Genomic DNA, 10,886 nt, shown 5'->3' with positions numbered 1-10,886 from the left:
GGCCCTCTCACTGCGGCCCGGGGAGGCTCAAGCACTGTATCGATTCGGTGTGCGACCATGAATCGGCATGACAAGTGAACACGGCCAAACCGCCGCCGAGCAAGTGACGCTGCAGCGTCGCGATGAATGCGGCACGGCCCTCTGCGTCGAGCGCGGCCAGCGGTTCGTCGAGCACCCACAACCGCTTGCGCGTCAGCGCGAGCCGCGCCAGAGCGGCACGGCGGCGCTGGCCTTGCGAGAGGCTGCGCACCGGCAGGTATTGTTGGCCCTGCAGCCCAGCGGTCGCCAGCGCTGCCGCGATGGCACCAGGTGTGACCGCCTCGCCGCCGAGCGACATCAACACCTGCAGGTTTTCGGCAGCCGTGAGGTCTTCGTGCAGGCCGTCGTGGTGGCCGAGACAGACCAGTTCCTCGCGCAGCGCGTCACCCGCGCGGGGCAGCGGCACACCATTCCACAGCACCTGACCTCCGCGCGCCGGCCGCAGCCCGCACAAGGTGCGCAGCAAGGTGGTCTTGCCGCTGCCGTTGGCGCCGGCGATGCGCAAGGCGCGGCCGGCCGGCAGGTCGAACTGCAAGCCGCTCGCGAGGCGTCGTTCGCCGCGCACCAGCGCCAGGTCGCGCACGCCCAGCATCACTGCACACCCGACATGTCGGGCAGGCGGTGCGCAATGCCCTTGTGGCAGTCGATGCAGGTCTTCTCGCCGCTGGCGAGGTACTTCGAGTGCGCTTCGGACGCGCGCTTGCTCTGGCGGGTGAAGTCCATGTAGGCGAACTCGTGGCAGTTGCGACATTCGAGCGAGTCGTTCGCCTTCATGCGCTTCCATTCGTTCTGGGCCAGCATCAACCGGTGCTCGGCGAACTTCTCCGGTGTGTCGATGGTGCCGAAGATCTTGCCCCACACCTCTTTAGAGGCCTGCATCTTGCGCGCCATCTTGGCGGTCCATTCGTGCGGCACATGGCAGTCGGAACACTTCGCGCGCACACCGCTGCGGTTGGTGAAGTGGATGGTGCCCTGCAGCTCCTGGTAGACGTTGTCGTGCATCTCGTGGCAGCCGATGCAAAAGCGCTCGGTGTTGGTCAACTCCAGCGCGGTGTTGAAGCCACCCCAGAACAAGGTGCCGGCGACGAAGCCGACGATGGTCAGAAAGCCGAGGCTGAAGTAGCGGCTCGGGCGCCACAGCACGGTCCAGTAACGGCGCATCAACTTGAACATGTCGCAGCTCCTCGCTGGCTATTTCTTGCGGCCCCGGGTGCCGGCAGCCGGCGCCGGTGCGTTCAGCAAGGTGTCGACATCGATGAAGCGGTTCTCGACCAGCGGGTTCAGCTGCGCTTGCGGCACGTGGCACTGCAGGCAGAAGTAGCGACGCGGCGACAGCTCGGCCAGGAAGTTGCCGTCCCGGTCCATGAAATGGCTGACGCTGATCATCGGCGCCTGGCTTTCCTGCGTCTTGGCGCGCGCATGGCAGAACATGCAGCGGTTGGCGTTCTTGTCGAGCTGGTAGCCGTCGATCTTGTGCGGCACCACCGGCGGCTGCATCGCATAGTTGCGGGTGCGGCGGACGTCGCTGTTGTCGGTGTTGGCGATCGGCGGCGGCACGGTGGTCTGGTCGATCGGTGCGCCGCGCATGCGGTCGGTGGTATCGACAGCCTGTGCCGGCAGGGCGAGCGCGAGGCCCGACAGCAGCAGCAAGGCGGCGGCAAGCGAGGGCAGTTTCATGGCAGCTCTCCTACACCTTGCGGATCGAGATCGCGCACTTCTTGAAATCGGTCTGCAGCGAGATCGGGCAGGTGGCGTCGAGCGTCACCTTGTTGATCAGCTGGCTGGCGTCGAACCAGGGCACGAACACCAGCCCCCGCGGCGGCTTGTTGCGCCCGCGGGTCTCGACCCGGGTGCGCATCGAGCCGCGGCGCGACACCAACTCGACCACGTCGCCCCGCCTCACGTTCAAGGCCTTGGCATCTTCGGGGTGCAGATAGCAGACCGCGTTCGGGAAGGCGCGGTACAACTCCGGCACCCGCCGGGTCATCGAGCCCGAATGCCAATGCTCCAACACGCGGCCGGTGCAGAGCCAGTAGGGAAACTGCGCATCCGGCTCCTCCGCCGCTGGCTCATAAGGCAGCGCGTAGATGACCGCCTTGCCGTCCTGCTGGCCGTAGAAGCGCACGCCCTCGCCCGCTTTCACATACGGGTCGTAGCCTTCCCGATAACGCCAGCGTGTCTCGCGGCCATTGACGACCGGCCACCGCAGCCCGCGCACCTGGTGGTAGGTGTCGAAGGGCGCCAAATCATGGCCGTGGCCGCGGCCGAACTGCGCATATTCCTCGAACAGGCCTTTCTGCACATAGAAGCCGAAGGCCTTGGACTCGTCGTTGTCGTAGCCCGCCTCGATCTGCTCGACCGGGAAGGCATCCACGGCCCCATTGCGAAACAGCATCTGGAACAGCGTCTTGCCGCGGTACTCGGGCTTCTTGTCCAACAGTTCCTTGGGCCAGACCTCTTCCATCTTGAAGCGCTTCGAGAACTCCATCAGCTGCCACAGGTCCGAACGGGCCTCGCCCGGGGCCTTGACGAGCTGATGCCAGAACTGCGTGCGCCGCTCGGCGTTGCCGTAGGCGCCCTCCTTCTCCACCCACATCGCGGTCGGCAGGATCAGGTCGGCGGCCATCGTGGTGACGGTCGGATAGGCGTCGGAGACGACGATGAAGTTGGCCGGGTTGCGGTAGCCGGGCAAGGCCTCTTCCAGGATGTTCGGCGTCGCCTGCATGTTGTTGTTGCACTGCACCCAGTAGGCGTTCAGCTTGCCGTCCTTGAGCATGCGGTTCTGCAGCACGGCGTGATACCCCGGCACCTCCGGGATGGTGCCCGGCGGCAGCTTCCAGATGTGCTCGGCCTCGGCGCGGTGCTTGGGGTTGGTGACCACCATGTCGGCCGGCAAGCGGTGCGAGAAGGTGCCCACCTCGCGTGCGGTGCCGCAGGCCGACGGCTGGCCCGTCAGCGAGAACGGGCCGTTGCCGGGCAGCGAGATCTTGCCGGTCAGCAGATGCAGGTTGTAGAGCAGATGGCTGCACCAGGTACCACGCGTGTGCTGGTTGAAGCCCATCGTGAAGAACGACACCACCTTGACCTTCGGGTCGGCATACAGCTCGGCGAGCCGCTGCAGCCGCTCCTTCGGCACCCGGGCCATCTTGGCGACGTTGTCGAGGTCGAAATCGGCGACGAACTTCGCGTACTCCTCGAAGGTCGCCGGCCGGCCGCCGCCCGGCTCCTTGGCGTTCTTCGCCTTGCGCTGCAGGGCATGCTCGGGACGCAAGCCATAGCCGATGTCGGTGTTGCCGATCATGAAGCGGGTGTGCTTGTTGATGAACTCGCGGTTCACCCGCCCGGTCTTGATGATGTGGTGGGCGATGTAGTTGAGGATCGCCAGGTCGGTCTGGGGCCGGAAGGTCACGGTCAGGTCGGCGAGGTCGTAGCTGCGGTGCTCGAACACCGACAGCACGGCCACCTTGACGTGCGGCGCCGACAGTCGCCGGTCGGTGACCCGGGTCCACAGGATCGGGTGCATCTCGGCCATGTTCGAGCCCCACAGCACGAAGGCGTCGGCCTGCTCGATGTCGTCGTAGCAGCCCATCGGCTCGTCCATGCCGAAGGTGCGCATGAAGCCGGCCACCGCCGAGGCCATGCAGTGGCGCGCGTTGGGGTCGATGTTGTTGGATCGGAAGCCGGCCTTGAACAGCTTGGCGGCCGCGTACCCCTCCCAGATCGTCCACTGGCCCGAGCCGAACATGCCGACCGCGCTCGGCCCCTTGGCCTTCAAGGCCTTCTTGAACTGCTCGGCCATCACGTCGAAGGCCTGGTCCCACGAGACCGGCTGGAACTCGCCGTTCTTGTCGTACTGGCCGTCTTTCATGCGCAGCAACGGCCGGGTCAGCCGGTCTTCGCCGTACATGATCTTGGACAGGAAGTAGCCCTTGACGCAGTTGATACCCCGGTTCACCTCGGCATTGATGTCGCCATGGGTGGCGACCACGCGCCCATCCTTGACGGCGACATTGACGCCGCAGCCCACACCGCAGAAGCGGCAGGGCGCCTTGGCCCACTTCAACTGCGTGCGCGACGCATCGGTCACGACATTGGCGGCCTCGGCGGCAATGGGCAGGCCGGCCGCCGCCGCAGTCGTCGTGGCGGCCGTCTGGCGGATGAAGTCCCGGCGTGTGGTCATGGAGTCATCTCCTCCAGCATGGCAGCGGTAGGTTCGGCGTGCTGATAGACCAGGGCCACGTTCAGCACGCCCGGAAGGTTGCGGATCTCGTCGAGCACCGCGACGATGTCGCGGGCGCTGCCGGCTTCCAGCACCACCACCAGCCGCCCGTCGACCGAGGCTTGCACGACGTCGGCGTTCGGCAGGGTTGCGATAGCCGCACAGACCTGGGCCACCTCGGCGAGGCGGGCATGTACGAGCGAGCCGGCAATGTGGATTTCGTCGCCGCGGCGTTGGGGTTCGCCGCTCATCCCGGCAGGTCCCCGGTCAGGAGCTGGTACATCCAGACCATGAAACCGTAACCGCCGACGACCATGACAGCGAGCACGGGGGCGGTGACGACGGTCAAAAACAGAAAGGTTCGAAGCTCCTCCTGGTAGGTGGAGGGCGCGTCTTTGTCTGGCGTCTGCAATCTTGTCTCCTCGTGGGGGTCCTTGCCTCGGGGCCAACCGGGCAAGGTGTTGCGAGGTAGCGAGCAGCGGTCATGCCTGCTGCTGTGAATTCTGCGACGCGCTGGCGGGCCGCGTCCTCACGACGAGGCCGCTTGTTGATCTAGATCAGCAAAGTTTTCAGCCCTTGGAAAGATGTGCAGTGGAAAGCACATCTGTGCACCGCCGGGCGGGTGGAGCGGCGCCACGGCCGCGACCATCGGGCGGGGGCTTAAGGTTTCGGCGTCAGCTCGACGCTCAGCCCGCGTGACGTGACCCGGATCGCGCCGGGCTGCAGCCGGTGCGCGTCCAGCTTGCGCTGGTCTTCGGGCTTCAGGCGGTACACCGGCACGTCGCGCAGCATCTCTTCGGCCAGGCCGGCTGCGACGCGACCCGCGAAGCCCTGCTGCAAGCCGGGGCCGTTGCCGATGTTCAGCCGCTCGATGCGCGGTGCGTCGAGCACCACCGCCTGCTGGGCCGGGTCGAAGCGCAGCCCGTAGCTCAGACCCAGCACCCCGCTGGTTTCTCGCGTGCCGGGCATCGCGCCTAGGCGCAGGTCGAACTCGGTGGCCAGCCGGTTGGACTCGGGCAACAACTTCAGGCGCGGCATCAAGGCGACCACGTCGAGCACGCCGAGCACACGTGAATTGAAGGGAAACTCTCGGCTCAGCGACTCGAGCAGCTGTGCCTCGCTCAACTCGAGGGTGCGCGGGCCGCCGAGCCCGGCGCAGCCGGACAAGCCGACGACAGCCAACAACATCGGGGCCACGGCCGCCAGCACATGTCGGCGCCGGGCGCCGGTCAGGGTCAGATCATTCATGTCGCAAGGCCTGTATCGGCAGCAGTGCCGCCGCACGGCGTGCCGGGTAGAAACCGAAAAAGACGCCCACCGCGGCGGAAAATCCGGCCGCCAACACGATGGACTTCACGCTCAGCATCACCTGCCACTCGGCGAAGAAGGCGACCGCCCAGGTCGCCGCGGCGCCCAGCACGATGCCGATGGCCCCGCCCACCAGGCTGAGCGTGACCGCTTCGATGAGGAACTGCGCGAGGATGTCGCCCGAGCGCGCGCCCACCGCCATGCGCAGGCCGATCTCGCGGGTGCGCTCGGTGACGCTGACCAGCATGATGTTCATGATGCCGATGCCGCCGACGATCAGGCTGACGCCGGCGACGGCGGCCAGCAACAGGGTCATCACCTGGGTCGAAGCCTCCTGGGCCGCCAGCACTTCGGTCAGGTTGCGGATCGAGAAATCGTCGGGCTGATCAGGTTGCAACCGGTGGCGCTGGCGCAGCAGCTCGCGCATGCCGGCCTCGGCGGCCTCCATGCTCTGGCCTTCGTGCACTTGCACCGTCACGCTGGCCACCGTGCGCAAGCGGCTGGTCGAGCGGCCCTGCAGCCGGTTGCGGAAGGTCGACAGCGGCACGATGACCACATCGTCCTGGTCTTGTCCGAAGGCGTTCTGACCCTTGCGGTCGAGCACGCCGATGACCGTCATCGGCACCCGGTTGACCCGGATCAGCTGGTCGATCGGGTCGTCGTCGCCGAACAGCTCGCGCACCACGGTCTGGCCCAGCACCGCCACCTTGGCGCCGCGGGCCAGCTCGGCCGGGTCGAAGCTGCGGCCGGTCACCACATTCCACTCGCGCACGCTGAAATAGTCGTTGGTGGTGCCCAGCACCTGGGTCGGCCAGTTGGCGTTCTGCGCCACCACCTGGGTGCTGGTGCGGTTCTGCGGCGCGGTGGCCTTGATCTCGGGCACCTCGCGCGCAATGGCCTGCGCGTCGCCTTCGGTCAAGGTGTTGGTGGCGCCGGAGCCGAGGCGCACGCCGGTGGCGGTGCGCGAGCCGGGCGTCAGCAGGATCACGTTGGAGCCGAGCGAGCGGATCTGCTCGGCCACCCGCTCCTGCGCGCCGCCGCCCACGGCGATCATCGTGATCACCGCGGCCACGCCGATGATGATGCCCAGCATCGTCAGAATGCTGCGCATCAGGTTGGTGGCCAGCGCCCGCCAGGCCGACCGCAAGGCCGCCGCGAAGTTCATGCGGCCGGCTCCGCGGCCCGCGGCGTCTGCGCCTCGTCTTCGATGATGCGCCCGTCGCGGAACACGATACGCCGCGCCGCCCAGGCCGCCACGTCGTGTTCGTGCGTGACCAGCACCACGGTGATGCGGCTGCGGTGCAGATCGCTCAGCAACTGCATCACATCCTCCGAGGTGGCGGTGTCGAGCGCACCGGTGGGTTCATCCGCCAAAATCATCTGCGGCCGGTTGACCAGCGCCCGCGCGATCGCGACCCGCTGCTGCTGCCCGCCCGACAACTCCGCCGGCGTGTGGCCGGCCCGCTGCGCCAGCCCCACCTGCTCGAGACAGGCCATGGCCCGCTCGCGCCGCTCGCGGCTGCCGACGCCGGCATAGACCAGCGGCAGCTCGACGTTTTCGACCGCCGAGGTGCGCGGCAACAGGTTGAATTGCTGGAACACGAAGCCGATGAGCCGGTTGCGGATGGCGGCCAGCTTGTCGCCCGACAGGCCTTCGACGTTCTCGCGCGCCAGCCGGTAGCTGCCCGAGGTGGGCCGGTCCAGGCAGCCGAGGATGTTCATCAAGGTCGACTTGCCCGAGCCGGAAGCGCCCATGATGGCGACGAACTCGCCGGCGTCGATGTCGAGCGAGACGCCGCGCAAGGCCTGCACCTCGCTGCCCGCGTCTTCGCCCATCCGGTAGGTCTTGACCAGGTCACGCACTTCGATCAGGGCCATCGTCGTGCGCCTTTCAGAACGCCATGCGGGGGCCGGTCGGCGCCCGCCCGGTGTCGCGCGAGGTGCGCTCGCCGCGCGGCGGGACCACCCCGACCAGCACCGTGTCGCCCTCTTTCAGCCCGTCGCCGGTCACCTCGGTCATCTGGCCGTCGCTGATGCCCAGTTGCACCGGCACCGCGCGCGGCTCGGCGCCTTCGCTCAACACGTAGACACGCCCGCGCCCGCGGCCCCCTTCTCCCCGCCCGCCACGGCCCGGGCCGCGCGGGCCGGCAGCCTCGCCGCGGCCGCCGCTCGGGCCGGCCGTTGCCCCTTCCGCTTCGGGCAGGCGCACCCGCAAGGCCGCGTTGGGCACCTTGAGCACCGCGTCACGCGTTTCGGTGACGATGCGCACGTTGGCCGTCATGCCGGGCAGCAGCCGGCCGCCGTCGGGCTGCGAAAAGCTGACCACGACAACATAGGTGATCACGTTCTGCGTGTTGGTGGGCGCCTTGCGCACCAGCCGGACGCTGCCTTCGTAGCTGCGCCCCGGGAAGGCGTCGACGGTGAAGTTGACCTTCTGGCCCGGGCGCACTCGGCCGATGTCGGCTTCGTCCACCGGCACTTCGACCTGCATGTCGTCCAGGTTGCGCGCGATCACGAACAGCTCGGGCGACTGCAGGCTGGCCGCCACCGTCTGCCCGAGCTCGATGCTGCGCTTGATGACGATACCGTCGACCGGCGAGCGGATCTGGGTGCGCTTCAGGTCGACCTGGGCCTGCGCCAGCTGCGCCATGCGCTGGCGCACCGTGGCCTCGGCGTTGCGCGTCTGCGCCTGCGCCACGTTGACCTGGGCCTCGGCCACCTTGAGCGCCTGCGACAGCGTGTCGACCTGCGACTGGGTGCGCTCGAGTTCGGCCGGCGAGATGAACTGCTGGGCCACCAGCCCCCGATTGCGTTCGAGGTCGCGCTGCGCCTGCTGCAGTTCGACCCGGGCGCGGGTGGCCCCGGCTGACGCGGCGAGACCATTGGCCTGCGCGGTCAGGACCGCCGCACGGGCCGCTTCCACATCGGCCTGGGCCTGCTGCACGCGGTGCTCGAAGCTTTGCGGATCGAGCCGCGCAATCAGCTGGCCTTGCTTCACTTCTGAATTGAAGTCGGCCCACAGCTCGCTGATCTGGCCCGACACCTGGCTGCCCACCTGCACCTGTGACACCGCGGTGACGGTGCCGGCAGCCGAGACATTGGCTGCCAGGGGGCCGCGCTCGACGGCGGCCGTGCGATACACCGGTTGTTCGGCGCGACCACCGCGCCACCACCACAACAGGGCCGCCGCCAGGATCACCAGGAAAGCAGCTGCCCACCACCACTTCTTCGATTTCATGCCGCGATTCTAGAAAGGGCAGGTGTCGGCGCCGCGCTCGCGCGCAGCACTTCACCATTCTTTACCGCCGCTTCATGTCGGCGCGACGCGCGCGGCCCACACTCACCGCAAGCGGGCACCCTTCACGCTTTGCGCGGGCCGGTGGCGCCCTCACCTTGACCGTCCCGAGGCCCACGCATTACATTACTGACCGGTCAGTCATTATTTGCCGCGATGTCTTCTATCCCGTCCGACTCTTCCACGCCCGCCGAGCCGTCACGCCGGCGGCGCAAGGAAGCGCGTCCCCAGGAACTATTGGACGCAGCGCTTGATTTGTTCGTCGAGAAAGGCTTCGCGGCGACCAAAATCGACGATGTGGCGGCCCGTGCCGGCGTGTCCAAGGGCACGCTGTATTTGTATTTCCCGAGCAAGGAAGAGCTGCTGAAGGCCGTCATCCGTCACAACCTGTCGCTCACGATCGAGCAAGGCGACGACGTGGTGGCCAATTTCGAGGGCAGCACGGCCGAGTTGATGCAGGTGGTGGCCGGTGTCTGGTGGGAGCGCGTCGGCGAAACGCAGGCGTCGGGCATATTCAAGCTGATCCTGACCGAGGCACGAAACTTTCCGGACCTGGCGCAGTTCTATGACGCAGAGGTGATCGAGCCCGGGCAACGTTTGATCACGCGGCTGCTGCAGCGCGGTGTCGACCGCGGCGAATTCCGCCCGACGCTGCATCTGCTGGACACCGCCCACTCGTTCATCTTCCCGCTGCTGATGCTGTGTTTGCACAAGCATTCCATCGGCCCCTGCCTGGTGCACGGGCTGACCAACGACCCGCGCCGATTCATCGCGCACCATATCGAATTGCTGCTGAAAGGCGTGACGGCTGAGCCGGTGCCGGCGCCCGGCACCTCCTAGACCGACAAGAGACAAAAAAGACAATGAGGGTCACTTCGAAACGCGCACTCAAGTGGGTGCTGCCGACCTTGTGCGTGCTCGTGCTGGGCTTTGCCGTCAGCCGGGCCCTGATGGCCAAGAAGGCCGAGCGGTCGGCCCTGGCCACGGCGCCGGTCGCGGCCCTGCTCGAACTCGCCCCGACCGACCTGGTCCCCGCGCGCCGGGAGGAGTTGGTTCGCACGTTGGCCGTGTCCGGCAGCATCGAGGCGGTCAACACCGCGGTCGTGAAGGCCAAGGTGGCCGCCGAACTGCGCGAGCTGCGCGTGCGCGAAGGTGACACGGTGAGCGCCGGGCAGGTGCTGGGCCACCTCGACCCGACCGAATACGAGACGCGGCTGCGCCAGGCGCAGGAACAGGCCGCGTCGGCCAAGGCGCAACTCGAAATCGCGCAACGCACGCTGGAAAACAACCGCGCGCTGGTCGACCAGGGGTTCATCTCGAAGAACGCGCTCGACACCTCGGTGTCGAACGCCGCCGTCGCGCGTGCGACGCTGCTGGCGGCCCAGGCGAATGCCGATCTGGCGCGCAAGGCTGTCAGCGACGCCACGCTGCGGGCCCCGATCCCGGGCCAGGTGTCGCAGCGTTTCGTGCAGCCCGGCGAGCGTGTGGGTGTCGACGCCCGCGTGCTCGAAATCGTCGACCTGTCCAAGCTCGAACTGAAGGCGGCGGTGCCACCGGAAGACCTGGCCGGCCTGCAGGTGGGCCACCGCGCCCGCCTGAAGGTCGACGGTTTGTCCGAGCCGGTCGAGGCCACGCTGGCCCGCATCAACCCAAGCGCGCAAGCCGGCACACGGGCCGTGACGGTCTACCTGACCGTGGCGCCGCATGCGGGGCTGCGGCATGGTTTGTTCGCCACCGGCGAGCTGGAAGTGGGCCGCAGCGCCGTGGTCGCGGTGCCCGAGTCGGCGGTGCGGCTCGACCAGCCGCAGCCCTATGTGCTGGTGGTCGAGTCGGGCAAGGTGCTGCAACGCCGCGTCACGCTGGGCGAACGTGGCCACAACGGCCCGCGCGGCGAGCGGCTGGTGGCGGTCGCGAGCGGGCTGAAAGAAGGCGAGCCGGTGCTGCAGGGCAGCCTCGGTGCAGTGCGCGACGGCACCAGCGTCCACGTCACCGCGGTGGCCCCGGCCGCTGCGGCCAGCCACTGAG

General features: G+C 67.8%; 12 protein-coding genes. 2 read left to right on the top strand and 10 right to left on the bottom strand.

Translation table 11 applies throughout. The features are described 5' to 3' along the window. Positions 1–7: 7 nt before the first annotated feature. The 10 genes from ccmA to AAW51_RS08095 form a co-directional block, all read right to left on the bottom strand. Complete coding sequence (gene ccmA / locus AAW51_RS08140) at positions 8–631, bottom strand: cytochrome c biogenesis heme-transporting ATPase CcmA (protein ID WP_047194204.1); 624 nt, start codon at positions 629–631, stop codon at positions 8–10. Then, on the bottom strand, positions 631–1,212 hold the full coding sequence (locus tag AAW51_RS08135) for a cytochrome c3 family protein (protein WP_047194203.1): 582 nt from the start codon (positions 1,210–1,212) through the stop codon (positions 631–633). Before AAW51_RS08135 ends, ccmA begins: the two co-directional genes overlap by 1 nt. An 18-nt stretch (positions 1,213–1,230) precedes the next feature. Then, positions 1,231–1,716 (bottom strand): nitrate reductase cytochrome c-type subunit, encoded by a 486-nt coding sequence (locus AAW51_RS08130; RefSeq protein ID WP_047194202.1) that lies wholly within the window; start codon positions 1,714–1,716, stop codon positions 1,231–1,233. Positions 1,717–1,726: 10 nt separating this feature from the next. Further along, on the bottom strand, positions 1,727–4,219 hold the full coding sequence (napA, locus tag AAW51_RS08125; protein ID WP_047194201.1) for a periplasmic nitrate reductase subunit alpha: 2,493 nt from the start codon (positions 4,217–4,219) through the stop codon (positions 1,727–1,729). Further along, positions 4,216–4,509, bottom strand: coding sequence for a chaperone NapD (locus tag AAW51_RS08120; RefSeq protein ID WP_047194200.1), 294 nt, complete (start codon positions 4,507–4,509; stop codon positions 4,216–4,218). Before AAW51_RS08120 ends, napA begins: the two co-directional genes overlap by 4 nt. After that, positions 4,506–4,670: a periplasmic nitrate reductase, NapE protein gene (locus AAW51_RS08115; RefSeq protein ID WP_047194199.1), complete on the bottom strand. Its 165-nt coding sequence runs from the start codon at positions 4,668–4,670 to the stop codon at positions 4,506–4,508. The genes AAW51_RS08120 and AAW51_RS08115 overlap by 4 nt, the downstream gene beginning before the upstream one ends. A 248-nt stretch (positions 4,671–4,918) precedes the next feature. Beyond that, a complete protein-coding gene (locus tag AAW51_RS08110) occupies positions 4,919–5,506 on the bottom strand; it encodes a DUF1439 domain-containing protein (protein ID WP_047194198.1) in 588 nt (195 codons plus the stop codon). After that, positions 5,499–6,731: an ABC transporter permease gene (locus AAW51_RS08105; RefSeq protein ID WP_047194197.1), complete on the bottom strand. Its 1,233-nt coding sequence runs from the start codon at positions 6,729–6,731 to the stop codon at positions 5,499–5,501. The genes AAW51_RS08110 and AAW51_RS08105 overlap by 8 nt, the downstream gene beginning before the upstream one ends. After that, the gene (locus AAW51_RS08100) at positions 6,728–7,444 is read right to left on the bottom strand and encodes an ABC transporter ATP-binding protein (protein ID WP_047194196.1); all 717 of its coding nucleotides are present in this window, start codon (positions 7,442–7,444) and stop codon (positions 6,728–6,730) included. The genes AAW51_RS08105 and AAW51_RS08100 overlap by 4 nt, the downstream gene beginning before the upstream one ends. Positions 7,445–7,457: 13 nt before the next feature. Next, positions 7,458–8,804: an efflux RND transporter periplasmic adaptor subunit gene (locus tag AAW51_RS08095; RefSeq protein ID WP_047194195.1), complete on the bottom strand. Its 1,347-nt coding sequence runs from the start codon at positions 8,802–8,804 to the stop codon at positions 7,458–7,460. Positions 8,805–9,017: 213 nt separating this feature from the next. On the opposite strand from AAW51_RS08095, the gene AAW51_RS08090 reads away from it, so the two are divergent. After that, on the top strand, positions 9,018–9,701 hold the full coding sequence (locus tag AAW51_RS08090) for a TetR/AcrR family transcriptional regulator (protein ID WP_047194194.1): 684 nt from the start codon (positions 9,018–9,020) through the stop codon (positions 9,699–9,701). A gap of 23 nt (positions 9,702–9,724) precedes the next feature. Beyond that, entirely contained in the window at positions 9,725–10,885 is a 1,161-nt protein-coding gene (locus AAW51_RS08085) for an efflux RND transporter periplasmic adaptor subunit (protein WP_047194193.1), read from the top strand. Position 10,886: the final 1 nt, after the last annotated feature.

It is taken from the genome of Caldimonas brevitalea, assembly GCF_001017435.1.
In the GTDB taxonomy this organism is placed as follows: domain Bacteria; phylum Pseudomonadota; class Gammaproteobacteria; order Burkholderiales; family Burkholderiaceae_C; genus Caldimonas; species Caldimonas brevitalea.
Note: the sequence above shows the minus strand (reverse complement) of the source record. Positions and strands in the feature narration are given on the sequence as shown.